17 protein-coding genes, 2 tRNA genes and 1 pseudogene are annotated in these 15,516 nt (G+C 67.6%); 9 read left to right on the top strand and 11 right to left on the bottom strand.

Translation table 11 applies throughout. The features are described 5' to 3' along the window. Positions 1-180 precede the first annotated feature (180 nt). Complete coding sequence (locus tag ACIBX3_RS57105) at positions 181-552, top strand: hypothetical protein (protein WP_397129229.1); 372 nt, start codon at positions 181-183, stop codon at positions 550-552. A gap of 575 nt (positions 553-1,127) precedes the next feature. On the opposite strand, the gene ACIBX3_RS57100 is transcribed toward ACIBX3_RS57105, so the two are convergent. Further along, positions 1,128-1,200 (bottom strand) — tRNA-Arg (locus tag ACIBX3_RS57100). A gap of 886 nt (positions 1,201-2,086) precedes the next feature. On the opposite strand from ACIBX3_RS57100, the gene ACIBX3_RS57095 reads away from it, so the two are divergent. Further along, complete coding sequence (locus tag ACIBX3_RS57095) at positions 2,087-3,139, top strand: D-alanyl-D-alanine carboxypeptidase family protein (RefSeq protein WP_397129228.1); 1,053 nt, start codon at positions 2,087-2,089, stop codon at positions 3,137-3,139. Between the two features lie 6 nt (positions 3,140-3,145). On the opposite strand, the gene cpaB is transcribed toward ACIBX3_RS57095, so the two are convergent. The 6 genes from cpaB to ACIBX3_RS57065 form a co-directional block, all read right to left on the bottom strand. Further along, a complete protein-coding gene (gene cpaB / locus ACIBX3_RS57090; RefSeq protein ID WP_397129227.1) occupies positions 3,146-3,760 on the bottom strand; it encodes a Flp pilus assembly protein CpaB in 615 nt (204 codons plus the stop codon). After that, positions 3,757-4,563 carry an S-methyl-5'-thioadenosine phosphorylase gene (locus ACIBX3_RS57085; RefSeq protein ID WP_397129226.1) on the bottom strand — a complete coding sequence of 269 codons (807 nt, stop codon included), beginning with the start codon at positions 4,561-4,563 and terminating at the stop codon, positions 3,757-3,759. The genes cpaB and ACIBX3_RS57085 overlap by 4 nt, the downstream gene beginning before the upstream one ends. A 93-nt stretch (positions 4,564-4,656) precedes the next feature. Then, positions 4,657-5,211 carry a hypothetical protein gene (locus ACIBX3_RS57080; RefSeq protein WP_397129225.1) on the bottom strand — a complete coding sequence of 185 codons (555 nt, stop codon included), beginning with the start codon at positions 5,209-5,211 and terminating at the stop codon, positions 4,657-4,659. 192 nt (positions 5,212-5,403) lie between these two features. Further along, positions 5,404-5,724, bottom strand: a complete 321-nt coding sequence (locus tag ACIBX3_RS57075) for an FmdB family zinc ribbon protein (protein ID WP_397129223.1) — start codon at positions 5,722-5,724, stop codon at positions 5,404-5,406. 69 nt (positions 5,725-5,793) lie between these two features. Beyond that, complete coding sequence (locus ACIBX3_RS57070; RefSeq protein WP_397129222.1) at positions 5,794-7,296, bottom strand: potassium/proton antiporter; 1,503 nt, start codon at positions 7,294-7,296, stop codon at positions 5,794-5,796. 23 nt (positions 7,297-7,319) lie between these two features. After that, a complete protein-coding gene (locus ACIBX3_RS57065; protein ID WP_397129221.1) occupies positions 7,320-7,889 on the bottom strand; it encodes a 5-formyltetrahydrofolate cyclo-ligase in 570 nt (189 codons plus the stop codon). 24 nt (positions 7,890-7,913) lie between these two features. Here ACIBX3_RS57065 and galU point away from each other — a divergent pair, with 24 nt between their 5' ends. The 7 genes from galU (at position 7,914) to ACIBX3_RS57030 (ending at position 12,469) form a co-directional block, all read left to right on the top strand. Continuing rightward, on the top strand, positions 7,914-8,816 hold the full coding sequence (gene galU / locus ACIBX3_RS57060; RefSeq protein ID WP_397129220.1) for a UTP--glucose-1-phosphate uridylyltransferase GalU: 903 nt from the start codon (positions 7,914-7,916) through the stop codon (positions 8,814-8,816). Continuing rightward, positions 8,803-9,990: a gephyrin-like molybdotransferase Glp gene (gene glp / locus ACIBX3_RS57055; protein ID WP_397129219.1), complete on the top strand. Its 1,188-nt coding sequence runs from the start codon at positions 8,803-8,805 to the stop codon at positions 9,988-9,990. Before galU ends, glp begins: the two co-directional genes overlap by 14 nt. Then, complete coding sequence (gene moaC, locus ACIBX3_RS57050) at positions 9,987-10,463, top strand: cyclic pyranopterin monophosphate synthase MoaC (RefSeq protein ID WP_397129218.1); 477 nt, start codon at positions 9,987-9,989, stop codon at positions 10,461-10,463. The genes glp and moaC overlap by 4 nt, the downstream gene beginning before the upstream one ends. Beyond that, complete coding sequence (locus tag ACIBX3_RS57045) at positions 10,463-10,942, top strand: molybdenum cofactor biosynthesis protein B (RefSeq protein WP_397129217.1); 480 nt, start codon at positions 10,463-10,465, stop codon at positions 10,940-10,942. Before moaC ends, ACIBX3_RS57045 begins: the two co-directional genes overlap by 1 nt. A 47-nt stretch (positions 10,943-10,989) precedes the next feature. Then, positions 10,990-11,643, top strand: coding sequence for a GNAT family N-acetyltransferase (locus tag ACIBX3_RS57040; RefSeq protein WP_397129270.1), 654 nt, complete (start codon positions 10,990-10,992; stop codon positions 11,641-11,643). 124 nt (positions 11,644-11,767) lie between these two features. Continuing rightward, positions 11,768-12,343 carry a hypothetical protein gene (locus tag ACIBX3_RS57035; RefSeq protein WP_397129216.1) on the top strand — a complete coding sequence of 192 codons (576 nt, stop codon included), beginning with the start codon at positions 11,768-11,770 and terminating at the stop codon, positions 12,341-12,343. 49 nt (positions 12,344-12,392) lie between these two features. After that, positions 12,393-12,469 (top strand) — tRNA-Ala (locus ACIBX3_RS57030). A gap of 102 nt (positions 12,470-12,571) precedes the next feature. On the opposite strand, the gene ACIBX3_RS57025 is transcribed toward ACIBX3_RS57030, so the two are convergent. The 4 genes and pseudogenes from ACIBX3_RS57025 to ACIBX3_RS57010 form a co-directional block, all read right to left on the bottom strand. Further along, a complete protein-coding gene (locus ACIBX3_RS57025) occupies positions 12,572-12,727 on the bottom strand; it encodes a hypothetical protein (RefSeq protein ID WP_397129273.1) in 156 nt (51 codons plus the stop codon). A 49-nt stretch (positions 12,728-12,776) separates the two neighbouring features. Continuing rightward, positions 12,777-12,908 (bottom strand): annotated as a pseudogene (locus tag ACIBX3_RS57020) (hypothetical protein); the annotation flags it as partial. Between the two features lie 413 nt (positions 12,909-13,321). Then, entirely contained in the window at positions 13,322-14,326 is a 1,005-nt protein-coding gene (locus ACIBX3_RS57015; RefSeq protein ID WP_397129214.1) for a hypothetical protein, read from the bottom strand. A 4-nt stretch (positions 14,327-14,330) separates the two neighbouring features. Further along, a complete protein-coding gene (locus tag ACIBX3_RS57010; RefSeq protein WP_397129213.1) occupies positions 14,331-14,828 on the bottom strand; it encodes a SigE family RNA polymerase sigma factor in 498 nt (165 codons plus the stop codon). Between the last annotated feature and the right edge of the window lie 688 nt (positions 14,829-15,516).

Raw genomic sequence — 15,516 nt, 5'->3', positions numbered from 1 at the left:
CTGAGAAGCAAGGGGCGGGCGTTTCCGGCAAGCGGAAATCGCCCGTTCCTTGCTCGGTCGCACCGTGACTGGAGGCTCGTGAAGATGAGGGTAAGGCGCGCGATCGCAGCACTGGCTACCCTGTTTCTTATAAGCTTCGGCAGTGGCTGCGCTTCGTGTGCCGTTACGCAGGGTCCATCGGTGGTTCTGCCGAAGTCTGATGCTACTGCCGATACGGTGGTCCGCGCATATCTCGCCGCTATCGAGGCGCGTGACGCCGAGGCGGTTCGCACGTTGTCGGCGCCGTCCTACTACAGCCGCGTCCATCGCTGGCCGGATGATCCGATCGATACATGGAGAAGCGTGAAGGTCTCCGAGGTCAGCAAACCAAATCCCGACACGTATGGGCCAGGTGGCTATCGGCAAGTCCAGAACGTCTACGTTGACATCGAGGTTCGCCGGTGTAACGAAGAGCCCCCCAATGACGACACGCATTATCCATACACCTTTCTGGTGGGCAGGCAGTCGGACGACACCTCTTGGAAGATCATCGACTTCGGAGGGCTGGGATGAACGGGGCTCGCATTTCGCCAGGCTGAGAGGTCGTCATGCGGTCACCATGGGTTATTGGCCCTGGTTGCGGTTGTAACCAGGGTCTGAGCGTTCTCGGCGATCGCCTGGTTCATCGGCGGATACGACCCTGGCCTGCTCACTCGTGCCGACTGCCCAGTACCGTGCTCGACGTGGCGATGACAGAGAAGGTCGCTCAGCATCTGCACCAACACTGGGTTGCTGCCGCGCGAGCACTACGTCGACCCGGGCTACACTTCGGGCAGAAATGATCGTCGGTGCGCGTGAGCTCTATGGTCTGACCCTCCTCACGCCGTCTTGCTCGATCACTCGCCTCAGGCTCGCGCCATGCTGGTCCCCGCAGCCTTGGCGATCGTGGCGGGTGCTGAAACCCCAGATGACCCCGAATTAGTGTCTGACCTGGGGAAGCGCCTTCAAGATCATCCCCCGCATGTCCCCCGATCATGGTCCTACGGCTGCATTTGGGTGCTCTCGGCGGCCTGCCAAGGGCCTGGGAACCAAAAGACCTGCGGCCGGAAAACCGCAGGTCAGAGGGCAAGATGCCTGGTGGAGAAGAGTGCCCCCGGCAGGATTCGAACCTGCGGCACCCGCTTTAGGAGAGCGGTGCTCTATCCCCTGAGCTACGGAGGCGGACTCCCGTAAGCCTAGCGAAAGTCTGGCACTGCGTGGGACGTAGGACCGGGATCAGTTTGGCTGGGATGGTTATGGGTGCTCTGAGCTGCGGTAAAGGCATGACAAGTGATCAGATTCTCGCTCATCTCCCGTGGCTAGCTTCTGCCTGTGACCAGAAGGCGATGCAGGCAGGCGCGGCGGCGGCCCGTTGTGTTGTTCGGGGCGCTGCTCGCGCCGGCGATTCTGGCCGGGGGGTTGCTGGCCGGACAGATGCGGGGGTTTGGGGGTGGGGCCGTCGATGGGATGGCGGCGGGTGGCGGTGGAAAAAGGGTGGCGTTCGGGGCGGTTCTTGTGCCTGCGCCTGCTCATCCTGATCGGATGTACGAAGGAGCCGTGCCGGCGCCTGTGCAGGCCCTGGCGCAGTCCCCTCGGAGTGCGGAGGCTGATGGTGGCGGCTCCGAGTCTGTTCCTGTGGTGGAGGAGCCCTATACGCCTGCTCCCGTGCGGCCGCGAGTCGGGTGTCCGGGGGAGTGGGTGGACACCTGGTTGTGGGAGTGGTGCCGGGAGGAGGAGCGCACTCAACCCCGTCAGGGCACCGAGCAGCAGCGGCAGGAGGAGGAGAGTGGTAAGGGGCTTGCTGGTGGGTGGCTGCCTGGGGTTTGAGTGGTCATGGGTTGTTATGTAGCTCATGTGGCAGGTCGGGGTTCCGGGTGGGATCTGGCTGGTTGCGGGGGGTGGCTTTGCAAAGTTGGCCATTTGTCTCATAACAGCTCTCCGGAGTTGGACCCGGACACTCTGGGGGCTGTAGTAACGTGCGTGCCTGACCCGGGTAACGAGTTTGCATACGGAGGAGTCGAACGTGCCAGCCCCTCGATCAGCGGGTCTGATCGCGGTAGTCATGGCGATGGCGGCTTCTTTCTTGGTGCCCTCCGCATCCCCCCAGGCTCAGGCCCAGACGCGGACCCCCACTCAGCAGGTGCAGGAATGGCGGGATCCCGGGAATCTCACTGAGCTGCGGAAAGCGGCGGAGCGGTCGGCCAAGGAGCTCGAGGACGCCACCAAAGCCCTTGAGAAGCGGCGGAGCACCATCGCGGCCTCCGAGAAGGAGCTCAGGACCAAGTTGACGGCGCTGCAGGAGCTGGAGCGGCGGCTTTCTGTCATGCGGCAGCCGGTGTCGCAGATGGCCGAGCTGTTGTACGAGCAGCCGATCTCGGCCGATGGGGTGCTGCCGTTCCTGGCCGGAGGCGCGGACGAGAAGACCTTGCGGGCCGTTTCCGATGCGACCCAGATCGTGACAGTGCGGCAGCAGGCCGTTGAGCAGACCAGTGCGCTCTACAAAGAGACGGAGCGGCTGGCGGGCGAGGCCCAGGAGCTTCGGGCCGGCAATCTGCTGGCGGAGGCGCAACTGTCGGCTGAGGTCGATACGTTGCGGCAGCGGTCGGACAAGATCGTGAAGTCGCTGACCGCCGCACTCGTGAAGCTCGGCATCAAGGTGGACAAGGTGGGGCGGGCCGCGCTGGGCTGCGATCCGCTGCGGGCGGCGACGGCCGGCGACTTTCCCAACGGGCTCATCCCCAAGACCATGCTCTGCCCACTGCAGCAGAAGGGGTTCAGCCTGCGGGCCGACGCCACCATTGCCTTCGTGAGCTTGAACGAGGCCTATCGCAAGCGGTTCGGGAAACCCATATGCGTGACCGACGCCTACCGGAACCTCGCCGAACAGCAGTCCATCTACTACCGGCGGCCGGGGTTCGCCGCCGTGCCCGGGCGGAGCAACCACGGGCTCGGGCTGGCTGTGGACCTGTGCGGCGGGGTGGAGCGGGCAGGGTCCGCCGAGTTCGTGTGGATGGAGAAGAACTCCAAGAGGTATGGGTGGTTCCATCCCTCCTGGGCCTATAGCAGCCCGTTCGAGCCGTGGCATTGGGAGTACGATCCCAAGCTGGGTTCGCTGCTCTAGCTGCTCCTAACCGGATGATTGCCCCAGGTCAGGGTGCGGCTCGAGGGTGATCGACAGGCGGGCGGCTGCTTGGGCTGCCGCCAGTTCTGAGGCCTGGGTCGGGGTTGTCGCGAGGACGACGAGCGTGCCGTGGTCGTCTGCGCCGGCTGTGGTGGGTTTCGGGAGCGTGATGACCGTTACGTCTTCTGCGATGGTGCGGGCCCCTTGGGACCCTTCCCAAGCCGCCAGGATGTTGATGGGGGAGCCGGGGGTGATGAGCTTGGCCGCCTCGGGGTCGGAGATGCGTACAGGAGTGGCGACCATGCCTGGTGGCAGGCGGTAGGAGTGCAGGAGACGGACGTCGGTCAAGGGCTCGCCTCTGCGCATGGGGGATGTCAGGTAGCGTCCGGTTGCGGCGGTGGTCGTGCGTATGGCTCCGTCCGGGGGATGGTTGAGCGGGGTCGGATGGAGGTCTGCGGCGGTGAGCGGGCCCACAGGGAGGTCGCGGGTCGCCACCAGCACCGTGGTGGGTGGGGCTGCCGGGCGGGTGGCGAAATAGGCGGATATGACGGCTATGGCGGCCAGCGCCGCCGCGATCAGGCGGCGGCGACGGCCGTAGCGGGTCAGCCAGGACTGGATCACGGTAGGTCGAAGGGGAGCTTGAGGCCGTCCAGGGCGGTGCCGCAGGGGCAGGTGCGCTCTTCGGGCAAGGCTTCCACGGTTTCGGCCACCAGCGTGCGCATGCGTGTGACGTTTTGAGCGAAGAACTCCAGGACCTCGTCGTGGGTCACGCCCTGGCCGGCCTCCACTCCGGCGTCGTGATCGGTCACGAGGCAGAGCGAGGTGTAGCAGAGGGCCAGCTCGCGCGCCAGGACCGCCTCAGGGAAGCCGGTCATGCCGACGATCGACCAACCGTTGCCGGCGAACCACTGGGACTCCGCCCTGGTCGAGAAGCGCGGGCCCTCAATGACCACCAGCGTGCCGCCGTCGACGGTTTCCCACTCGCCTGCGCGGGCCGCCTGCACGGCCACCGCTCGGCCGGACGGGCAGTAGGGATCGGCGAACGAGACGTGGACCGCGCCGTCTATGTCGTAATAGGTCTGGACGCGGCCTGAGGTGCGATCCACCAACTGGTCGGGGATGACCAAGGCGCCCGGGCCGTACTCGGCCTGCAGGGACCCTACGGCGCTCGGTGCGAGCACCTGTTGGACGCCGAGCGAGCGCAGCGCCCAGAGGTTGGCGCGGTAGGGGATGCGGTGCGGCGGGAAGCGATGATCTCTCCCGTGCCGGGGGATGAACGCCACGGAACGCGAGCCGATGCGTCCGATCGTGACGACGTCGCTCGGAGGGCCGTAGGGGGTGGCGAGCTCGATCTCCTCGGCGTCGTCGAGGAGCGAGTAGAACCCTGAGCCGCCGATGACGCCGATGTCTGCGCGAGTGACCATGGCGCTGAGATTAGCCGGATCGGTGAGAGGGCAGGGTCGGCCGAGTCGAGTTCTGTGGATAACGTGCGATGGGGTGCTGGGGAGTAAAGGAGGTCAGCGCCACACGACGTCGTCGAGGAATGTCTCGATGGCCGTTACCACCTGGCCGAGGACTTCGGCGGATTTGCGCAACGGGCCCGGCACCATCAGGCCGTGGTCCGCGTCGGGGATCTCGAGCACGTGCGACGTCAGCCGCCGGGCCAGGGCACCGTCCCAGTACTTGTCCGTGGTGCCGCCGACGAGCAGGAACGGCTTCGTGGCGCGGCTCAGTGCCTCAGTGCACGAGGGCATCGTGAGCAGTGGTGTCAGCCAGACGGCCGGAAGATTGCGGTCGGCGGCCACGCTGGCGCCGTACGAGCCGAGTGACTTGCCGATCAGGAGGGGAGTGGGTGCGGGCAGGTTCGCCACGACGGCTGTCACCTGGTCGTGGACCCAGGACGAAAGCTCCTCCAAGGGGCGGCCGTCCGCCGGCGGTGACCAGGAGATCAGTTTCAGGCCGGCGTCACGGCGTTCGGCGGCTGCGCGCGCGTAGGCCAGCATGCCTGCCTGCGGGCCGAACCCGCCGCCAGGGATGATGACGGCATGCCGGTCGAACTCATCCTTCCCCATGGCGGAAAGGTACCGGCTAGGCGTATCGAGCGCACCGGCTGGGCAAGCGGTGCCGACTGACCCGGCAGGCTGGACGTCGCGAGCCCGATCACCGCGGCGAACCTGACGCCCCGAAGACCCGAACGGTTTGAAGAGGGCGCGCCGAAAGAACAGGCACGCCCTGGGGAGCCGTGAGCTCTGGAGCCGGGAGCGTCAGTTGGAGGCGGCGGCGGGTGCGGCGGCAGGGGCGGACGAACTGGAGGAGTCCGAGGACTTGGAGGAGTCCGAGGACTTGCTCTCCGACGACTTCGACGACCCGTTGGACGACGCGGCAGCGGACGACGAAGAGGCGGACGACGTGCGGTTGTCCGTCCGGTAGAAGCCGGAGCCCTTGAACACGATGCCAACCGCGGAGAACACCTTCCGCAGGTTGCCCTGGCACTCTGGGCAGACCGTCAACGCGTCGTCGCTGAACTTCTGAACGACCTCGAGCTGCTCACCGCAGTCGTTACAGGCGTACTGGTAAGTCGGCACGCGGCTCCTCCTTCAGAATCTGGCACTCGAGCGTTGCGACTGCTAATGGTAACCGATTAGGTCAAACGCCTATTCCTGTCCCCGCTCCCCGAACCAACCGGCCAGCTTGCCGCTGCGGCTTACGGCACGCAGGCGGCGTTCCACCTGGTCGCGGCAGGAGGCGGTGGTGACGATGAGGAGCTGGTCGTCCGCCCGCACCCGGGTGGTGCTGGTGGGCACGAAGGATTTGCCGTCGCGGACGATCAGGGTAACCTGGGCGTCGGCCGGCAGGCGGAGCTCGAAGATCTCCACGCCGTGCAGGCGGGAGCCGATCGGGACCTTGATCTGCAGCAGGTCCGCCTTGAGCTCCTCCAGCGGCGCGGACTCCACGGCCAGATCGTGCGCCTCGCCCGGCGCCGCCACCTTGAGCAGCCGGGCCGCGAGCGGCAGCGTCGGTCCCTGGAGCAGCGTGAACACGATGACGATCACGAAGACCTGGTTGAAGATCTTCTCGGAGCCCTCGACGCCGGCCGCCCACGGGATGGTCGCGAGCACGATCGGGATCGCGCCGCGCAGCCCGGCCCATGACAGGAACGCCTGCTCGCGCCAGCTCACCCGGTCCAGCCGTATCGCCCGCGTAAGCAGAGAGCTGACGAGGATGGAGAGCGGCCGGGCCAGGAGCACCAGGAGGGTGCCGGTGATCAGCCCGGGGACGATCGCCGATGGCATCTCCTCCGAGCTGGCCATCATGCCGAGCATGACGAACAGCCCGATCTGTGCCAGCCACGCCGCGCCCTCCGCGAAGCCCCTGGTGGCGGCCCGGTGCGGCAGGCGCGAATTGCCGAGGATCAACGCGGTCAGGTAGACGGCCAGGAAGCCGGAGCCGTGCAGCAGCACGGCGCCGCCGTACGAGACGAAGGTGAGCGCGAGGACGGCGATCGGGTAGAGGCCGGAGGCGGGGAGGGCGACGCGGCGCAGCGCGTACGCGCCCGCCGGCCCCACGGCCAGCCCCACCGCGCCGCCGATGACCAGCTCGATCGAGGTTTCGAGCAGGAACGTTCCCAAGGACGGGTTCGTGGACGCCACGCTGAGCAGCGTCACGGCGATGACCGTGGGAGCGTCGTTGAACCCGGACTCCGCCTCCAGCACGCCCGCCAGCCGCGGCGGCAGCGGCAGCCGGCGCAGCACGGAGAAGACGGCGGCCGCGTCCGTGGAGGCCAGGACCGCGCCGAGGATCAGCGCGGTGGTCATGTCGAAGCCGAGCAGGGTCTGTACGGCCAGCGCCAGCACGACGATGCTCACGGCCACGCCCACGGTCGCCATCACCATGGCCAACGGGACGGAGCGCCGCACATGGGACCAGTTGGTGGTCAGACCACCCTCGGCCAGGATGATCGCCAGCGCGGTCAGGCCGATCTGCTGGCCGAGCTCCGGGCTCTCGAAGGAGTATCCGAACCCGAAATCGCCCACGACCAGACCGAAGGCGAGGAACAGCAGCAGACTGGGCAGACCGCTGCGATGCGCCACCCGTACGGATGCGATGGCCGCGATGACGATCCCCGCGCCAACGAGGAGCCAGACATCATGCGTCATCCGGCCCCCTCTCGTACCTGCGTTCACATAAGAGTAGTAAGTCCCGCTGGTGTCATCGCATACCGGACGTGCTGATCGTGCGGCTCCGCGGGGACGCCGTCGATCAACTCGCCGTCGTGCAGCAGGGCCACCGTCGGAACGTTCGGGCCGACCCTGGCGAGGGCACGATCGTACGAGCCTCCGCCGCGGCCGAGACGCACCCCCGTACGCCGGTCGACCGCCAGCGCCGGCACGATCACGAGCGCGGCCGTTCGGATGGCGTCGACCCCGCGGCGGGTGTCGACCGGCTCCATGATCCCGAATCGGCCGGGCGCGAGCGTGTCCGGCCCGTCGTACACCGCCCAATCCAGGTCATTATCCTCCCGCAGGACGGGAAGGATCACGGTGGCGCCGTGTTTCCAGAGAGCGAACACGAGCCCGTGCGTATCCGGCTCCACCCCCGCCGACCAGTAGCAGGCCACCAAACCGGCCATCTGGACCCACGGCTGCTCAAGCAGGGTTTCGCGGACCTTGATGGCGTTTGCCCGGAGTTGTTCGGGGGAGAGAGAGCTACGCGCCGCGCTCAGCTCGCGGCGCAGGTTCAACTTGTCCACAGGTCCCTCCACTAGGGTCTACTCATGGCTGACTTCGACCCTGTGACGAAAGCCGTCGTGCCCGCCGCGGGTCTGGGCACCCGGTTCCTACCGGCGACCAAGGCGACACCCAAGGAGATGTTGCCCATCGTCGACAAGCCCGCGATCCAGTATGTCGTCGAGGAGGCCGCCTCCGCTGGGCTCCTCGACGTGCTCATGGTCACCGGCAAGAACAAACGCTCCATCGAGGACCATTTCGACCGCGCGTTCGAACTGGAGGAGGCCCTTGAGGCCAAGGGCGACGAGCACCGGCTGTCCCAGGTTCGAGAGCCGGCGTCCCTCGCGACGCTCCACTACGTACGTCAGGGCGAGCCGAAGGGGCTCGGCCACGCGGTGCTCTGCGCCAAGCAGCACGTCGGCGATAACCCGTTCGCCTGCCTGCTCGGCGACGACCTGATCGACCACCGCGACGCGCTGCTCAAACGCATGATCCAGGTACGCGAGACGTTCGGCGGAAGCGTGATCGCGCTGATGGAGGTGCCCAAGGAGCAGGTGTCGCAGTACGGTGTCGCGACCATCGAGCCCACCGCCGAGGCCGACGTCGTGCGGGTGACCGACCTGGTGGAGAAGCCGCCGGCTGACGAGGCGCCGTCCAACTGGGCCATCATCGGGCGCTATGTGATCGACCCGGCGGTGTTCGAGGTGCTGGAGAACACCCCGCCGGGACGCGGGGACGAGATCCAGCTCACCGACGCGCTGCGCACGCTCGCCGGCCGCGGCTCCGAGGAGGGCGGTCCCGTGTACGGGGTGCTGTTCAGGGGCCGCCGGTACGACACCGGCGACAAGCTCGACTATTTGCGGACGGTCGTGAGGTTCGCGGCTGATCGGGAGGATCTGGCGAAGGACTTCGTGCCGTGGCTGCGGGAGTTCCTCGATGAAATCGGTTGACGCGCATCTGGCCGACATTCTGGCCACCGTGCGTCCGCTGGCACCGCTGGAGCTCGAGGTGGAGCAGGCACTCGGGGCGACGCTGGCCGAGGAGGTGTCGTCGCCGGTGCCGCTCCCGCCGTTCGACAACTCGGCCATGGACGGCTATGCCGTGCGAGCTGCTGATATATCCGAAGTTCCGGTTACGTTGCCGGTGATCGACGACGTGGCCGCCGGCTCCGAGGAGCTGCGGGCCGTGGGCCCAGGGCACGCCGTACGCATCATGACCGGGGCTCCCGTCCCCGCCGGGGCCGACGCGGTGGTGCCGGTGGAGTGGACGGACGGGGGGACGGTCTCCGTACGCATCGATCGCCCGGTCCAGGCCGGCAACGCGATCCGCCGGGCGGGGGAGGACGTCCAGGCCGGCGACGTCGTGCTCAAGGCGGGCACGCTGATCGGTGCCGCGCAGCTGGGGATCATCGCCGGGGTGGGGCGGCGGCGCGTGCTGGCCCGGCCGCGGCCTCGAGTGGTCGTCATCTCCACGGGCGCCGAGCTGGTGGAGCCGGGCGGGCAGCTCGCGCCGGGGCAGATCTGGGATTCCAACAGTTTCACGCTGACGGCCGCGGTGCGGGAGGCGGGCGCCGAGGGGTTCCGGGCGGGCTCGGTCGGGGACGATCCAGCCGTGCTGCTCGACAAGCTCGACACCCACCTGGTGCTGGCCGACGCGATCATCACAAGCGGCGGGGTGTCGATGGGGGCGTACGAGCCGGTCAAGGAGGCGCTGTCGCCGCTGGGCACCGTACGGTTCGAGAAGGTCGCCATGCAGCCGGGGATGCCGCAGGGGTTCGGCGTCCTGGGGGACGACCAAGTGCCGATCTTCGCCCTTCCCGGCAATCCGGTGTCGTCCTTCGTGTCGTTCAGGCTGTTCGTACGTCCGGCGCTCGACAAGATGCGCGGGCTGCCCGGCGGCATGCCTGAGACGGTGACCGCGTACGTCACGGGGCCGCTGCGCTCGCCCGCGGGGCGGCGGTCGTACCTGCGGGGCGTGCTCGCCTCCGACGGCACCGTGTCGCCGGTGCACGGGCAGGGCTCCCACCAGCTGGCCGCCCTGGCCTCGGCGAACGCGCTGATCGTGGTGTCCGAGGACGTGACCGAGGTGGCGGGCGGGACCGAGGTGGAGGTGATCCGGCTGTGAGCGAGTTCACCCACATCGACGAGACGGGCGCCGCACGCATGGTGGACGTGTCCGCCAAGGACGTGTCGGCGCGCAGTGCCGTGGCCACCGGGCGGGTGCTGCTGTCGGCCGAGGCGGTCGGGCTGCTGCGGTCGGGCGAGGTGCCCAAGGGTGACGCGCTCGGGGTGGCGCGGATCGCGGGGATCATGGGGGCGAAGCGGACGCCCGACCTCATCCCGCTCTGCCATCCGATCGCTTTGCACGGGGTGAAGGTGACGCTGGACGTCGAGGACTGGGGCGTGGCGATCACGTGCCGGGTGAAGACGGCCGACCGTACGGGCGTGGAGATGGAGGCGCTGACGGCGGTGTCCGTGGCGGCGCTGGCGCTGATCGACATGGTCAAGGCGGTGGATCCCGGCGCGGTGATCACCGAGGTGCGGGTGGAGGAGAAACTGGGCGGGAAGACCGGGCGCTGGACGCGGGAGCAGGTGTGATGCGAGCGCTGGTGATCACCGTGTCGAATCGGGCTTCGGCCGGGATTTATGCGGATAAATCGGGACCGCTGCTGGTCGAGTTGCTGCGTGACGAGGCCGGGTGCGAGGTCGTCGACGGGCCCGTGGTGGTGCCGGACGGCGAGCCGGTCGAGGCGGCGCTGCGCGACGGGATCGCGGGTGGCTACGAGGTCGTCGTGACCACCGGCGGGACCGGGCTGACGCCGATGGACCTGACGCCGGAGATGACGGCTCGGGTGATTTCTCGGGAAATTCCCGGCATCGCCGAGGCGATCAGGCTGGCGAATCGCGAGAAGGTGCCGACGTCCGTTTTGTCCCGTGGGCTCGCGGGGCAGGCAGGCGACACCCTGATCGTGAATTTGCCCGGATCGTCCGGTGGCGTACGGGATGGCGTCGCCGTACTCGCCCCCATCCTGCGGCACGCGGTCGACCAGATCCGGGGCGGCGACCACCCGCGCTGAGGGCGATTCCACGCGCGCGTGGCGACATCATGCCCGATGGGGGGATGATGAGAGATGTGGATCGACTTCGTGGCTGGCCGGCGACCCTGAACGAGGGTCCGGTAGGCCTCCGGCCGCTGCGGCTGAGCGACGTGCGCGCGTGGCGCGAGACCAGACTGCGCAACGCGGACTGGCTGCGCCCCTGGGAGCCGAGCAATCCCGAGACACCGCTGTTCAGGACGGGCCTCGGCCCCTACATCTCCATGGTCGGCACCCTGCGCCGTGAGGCACGGCAAGGGCTGGCGCTGCCCTGGGTGGTGACGTACGAGGGGCGCTTCGCGGGGCAGTTGACCGTGGGCGCCATCGTGTGGGGATCTGCCCGTTCTGCCCAGGTCGGTTACTGGATCGACGGCGCTCTGGCCGGCCGGGGGATCACCCCCACCGCCCTCGCCATGGCCGTTGACCATTGCTTCTTCACCACCGGATTGCATCGGCTGGAGGCGAACATCCGCCCCGAGAACCAGGCGAGCCGTAGGGTGGTTGAGAAGCTCGGATTCCGGGAAGAAGGCATTCGGCGTCGCCAACTCCACATTGACGGGGCCTGGCGCGATCACATTTGCTACGCGTTGACCGTCGAGGACGTGCCTGGCGGGCTGCTCGTGCAGTGGCGTCGCGCCCGTGAATCGGCGGCTCGCGGGGGGTCATCCGTCGAAGAGGTTTGACGATCTCGCGACACACCGCACCGAATGCTCGTCAATCAGTGACACGCGGTCTTACGGTGCGTGACGTGAGCACATTGAAGACGCAACGAACCCACACGCGTCTTTGTGCTGCCCGGAGGTCGTCATGAGCAGCGTCCTCCTCTATCTCGCCATCGTCGTGATGTGGTTGTGCGTCCTCATCCCGATGTGGCTGCGCAGGGACAAGTCCAACCTCGCGGAGCTGGCCGAGCTCGAGGAGCACTACACCGGCGAGCATCAACTGCCCGACCTCGACAACCTGGGCCCATCGGACGGGGACGAGGACGACGCCCCCGAGATCGAGAAGGTCGACGTCCGCCAGTTCCGCCGTCGGCGCCGCGCCATCATCGTCGCCCGCCGGCGCCGCCTGCTGTTCTTCTGCACGCTGCTGGTGATCGCCTCCATCGTCACGGCGGCGGTCGAGATGATCCCGTGGTGGGGCGTGGCGCCGTCCGTCGTGATCGCGCTGGCGTACACGAGATTCCTGCGGGTCGCCGTACGGGTGGACAGGGAACGCCGGGAGCGCGCCCGCCAGGTACGCGCCGAACGACTGCGGCGGGCGAGGGAACAGCGGCGGGTCGTCGAGGAGCCACCGGCCGAGGTGATCGATCTCACGCCACTGCATGCTGACGTCCTGTTCGACCAGTACGCGGAACCGCCCAAGCGGGCGGTGGGGGACTGAAACGGTGGCGCGAGGACCCTCCAAGGAGTGTTAACCTAGTCGAGTCCTTGGGGATGTAGCGCAGTCCGGTAGCGCACTTCGTTCGCATCGAAGGGGTCAGGGGTTCGAATCCCCTCATCTCCACCAAGAAATTGCAGGTCAAGAGGGGTTTCGGAGTTCATCCGGAGCCCCTTTTCCATGTCTGGGAGTCGATGGGAGCCAATCGGGGAGCCATCTCAGTCGGACTCCCTACCCGTGTCGGCTGTCGCCGAAGATGGTGTTCATGGTCTGGGCACCCTTGGTGATCACCCGCCTGAGTTGGTGCCGGTAGACCGCTTCTGTGACGCTGGTGCCCGCGTGCCCGACGAGATCGGCGATGGTCTCGATGGGTACCGCCCTGGTCACTCATGATGGAGACGAACGAGTGACGCAGTTCGCGGGGGCTCCAGGCGGTCCCGAGTCCCGCTTGCTTGGTGATCTTGCGGAACGCCCGTCGCACGTTCGAGGCGTCCAGTTGGGTGCCGACGCTCGTGCAGAACGCCAGGGAGCACCATGTCACGTCGGATTTGGAGACCCAGCAACTCATTAACCGCGGCTGCAAGGTGATCCGCGACGCCGGCTACCGCCCCGCGCCCGGCACGGGCGGACGACGGAGCAGCCAGCCTCCCCGGCATCCGCCGCCGACTCCTGGCTGCCCTCCTCTTCCCCGGGTCGCCCGTCCAGCAGGATCGCCGCCATCGGCGCAGAGCCGACCGCCGAACCCGACGATCGTCCGCGATCGCGGGACGCCCTCCGTTCTCGCCTTCAAACGAGCGATGATTCCTGTGGAATCAGTGAATACGGCGGGCGCCAACCCATAATTCGAATCCGGCCAAGGCAGTCGCGTCGTCCGGTTGGCATCTCCTCACCCCGGCAGCCTCGCCATCACCGTCCCTGACTAAGGACGCTGGTGCCGACCATGCCCCTGAGCCGGTTACCGTGTGACACGATCACCCCCCGTCATAGGTCGCCGTCATAAGCGGCCACTGTCAGCGTTCCGGGGCGCCGCAGGTACTCGGGGATGGACGTCTCCAGCCGGACCCTGATCGTTGTCGTCTTCTCACTGCGCGGCCGTTTGCCCATGTGGAGGAACCCGGCCCCGCTGGTGGTCGGCGGGGCGGAGCAGAGGGTGAGGCCCTTGACCAGGCGCCCGTTCACCCACAGCTTGTGGGTGAGCCGCTCGGCGAGGCCGTCCCCGCAGTAGGTGACGATGGCCAGGCCGCGGCCCCTGTTCCGCACGGTGAGCGTAACCTCGCGGGTGCCGGGCCAGGTGGCGCTGCCCTTGGCGACCAGGCTGAGGTCCTTCCCGATCTTCGCGGGCGGGTCGACCGGAGGCGAGGCGGTCCTCATCGTGGCCGGCGGCGTCCACTCGTACACGCCGAACCGCCATTTTCGCGGAGGCGTTCTCCCAGGGTAGGTCTTGACGGTGAATCTCACCGTCCGCGTCCCGGCGGGGAAGGGCTGCATGTCGACCGCTTTGCCTCGCTCGCACGAGTTCATCAGAAAGGCCACCGGTGACAGCGTGAAGTCCTTGTCCAGGCCCGGCACCCGCGCTCTGACCTGCGGTGGCGCCGCTTTGGGGGACGGGCAGTCAGGCAGGATGGCCACCGGCTTGCCGCTCACCTCCACCTGGAATGTCTTCGATTCCTCGCGCGACGGGTCGAAGGCCGCCGTGGCGAGCCTGCGGTAGACGGTTCCGTCGGACTCCTCGTACTGGATCGGGAGCTTCTCGGTCACGTTCGCGGTGGTCGGCTGATCGACTTGGTCCGGCCCTCGCAGGCTGACGATCGTTCCCGCGGCGACGACCGCGACGGCGAAAGTGACAGCGACGGTGACGGCCGACAACCGGCGCCGCCGCGCGTCGCGCGTCCTGGCCCGCAGTGAGTGCCACGGGATCGGGCGGTCGAGCGCAGGGCTGCTGCGCTCGTCCAGCAGGTCGCGGAGTTCTCCCTGGTCGATACGCATGGCGCTACCCCCTCCTGTCGTACGCGAACGACTCGTCCACCCGAAGCTTGGCCAGCGCCCTGTTCGCTTGGCTCTTAACCGTCCCGACGCTGCAGCCAAGCGTCGAAGCGGTCTGGGCCTCGGTCATGTCCTCGAAAAACCGCAGCACAACGACGGCCCGTTGCCGGGCAGGCAAGCGGCCGAGTGCCTGCCAGACCAGTTCGCGGTCGTCGGCCTGCCCCAGGTGGTCGGCCGCCTGCGCCTGGTCGGGCGGCGACTCGCTGGTCAGCTCGGCCTGTCTCCAGCGGCGCCGCCACCAGGAGACGTGCAGGTTCACAATGATCTTGCGGACGTACGCCTCACGCTCGTCGCCCAGGCGCGGCCAGGCCTGCCACGCCTTCAGCAGCGCCGTCTGCACCAGGTCCTCGGCCGCTCCCCAATCACGGGCGAGCAGATAGGCGGTGCGGAGCAGCCGGTGCCACGACGCCTCGACGAACGTGTCGTACTCCGATCTATCCGCCATGTACGGTCCTTCCTCAGGCGACAGTCACCCGTCCTTACGCCGCCGGAAGAACAGAAGGTTGCTCAGTCTCAAGAAGCTGTCTTCTTTCACTCTTCCGCAGTTCATGATCGTTCTCAGCGCCCTCGCGGTCATCGACCAGACCACAGGGGCAAGGCTGACCAGCAAGTGGCTGGAACAGGCACATCCGTACATAACGGTCCGCATGCCTGACGCGGCACGCTGAACCCCGGAAGCTCGGCCGGGAAACGATCACGCGCAGCTTGGGAAGCGAGCTTTGTCAGGGCGTCATCGTCGCTGCTCAACCACACTCGTGAACGCCTCACCCAGGTGAGAGGCCGAGCTGGCGGACTTCGCAGGTGAACCTCTCTCGCACTCGTTCAAGCATGAGCACGGTCCTTGGTACGCGTGGCGGGGGGTTACCTGACGGCGTGGTCGCTGCCCAGATCAGGTTCGGCATGTCCCGCCAGCGTTCGCATCGAGGTGGTCGAGGCCGTGTCGATCGCTCACTTCGGGACGCGACGTACGTGGCCGGGGCGATCGCTGCCGCGGACGGACTTCGTCGGTCCTTGCCACCGGATGACCGGGCTGGTCAAGTGTCAACGACGGCCGAATTTTGACCCCCTGACGACGTCTGAATCGTGACCCCCTCATGTTGTCGTTGATTACTGCTCGTGCTCGGATCGGGCCG

Origin of the sequence: Nonomuraea sp. NPDC049480 (assembly GCF_044465905.1) — a bacterium.
GTDB lineage: Bacteria > Actinomycetota > Actinomycetes > Streptosporangiales > Streptosporangiaceae > Nonomuraea.
This window is presented reverse-complemented; position numbering and strand designations above follow the sequence as displayed.

Bases quoted from the DNA above. Each gene is read 5' to 3' on its own strand.
- ACIBX3_RS57035 (WP_397129216.1), top strand. From the start codon at position 11,768: ATGAGCAGCGTCCTCCTCTATCTCGCCATCGTCGTGATGTGGTTGTGC.
- ACIBX3_RS57070 (WP_397129222.1), bottom strand. From the start codon at position 7,296: ATGACGCATGATGTCTGGCTCCTCGTTGGCGCGGGGATCGTCATCGCG.
- ACIBX3_RS57085 (WP_397129226.1), bottom strand. From the start codon at position 4,563: ATGGTCACTCGCGCAGACATCGGCGTCATCGGCGGCTCAGGGTTCTAC.
- ACIBX3_RS57015 (WP_397129214.1), bottom strand. From the start codon at position 14,326: ATGCGTATCGACCAGGGAGAACTCCGCGACCTGCTGGACGAGCGCAGC.
- ACIBX3_RS57040 (WP_397129270.1), top strand. From the start codon at position 10,990: ATGAGAGATGTGGATCGACTTCGTGGCTGGCCGGCGACCCTGAACGAG.
- ACIBX3_RS57080 (WP_397129225.1), bottom strand. From the start codon at position 5,211: ATGGGGAAGGATGAGTTCGACCGGCATGCCGTCATCATCCCTGGCGGC.
- ACIBX3_RS57045 (WP_397129217.1), top strand. From the start codon at position 10,463: ATGCGAGCGCTGGTGATCACCGTGTCGAATCGGGCTTCGGCCGGGATT.
- ACIBX3_RS57010 (WP_397129213.1), bottom strand. From the start codon at position 14,828: ATGGCGGATAGATCGGAGTACGACACGTTCGTCGAGGCGTCGTGGCAC.
- glp (WP_397129219.1), top strand. From the start codon at position 8,803: ATGAAATCGGTTGACGCGCATCTGGCCGACATTCTGGCCACCGTGCGT.
- ACIBX3_RS57095 (WP_397129228.1), top strand. From the start codon at position 2,087: ATGGCGGCTTCTTTCTTGGTGCCCTCCGCATCCCCCCAGGCTCAGGCC.
- galU (WP_397129220.1), top strand. From the start codon at position 7,914: ATGGCTGACTTCGACCCTGTGACGAAAGCCGTCGTGCCCGCCGCGGGT.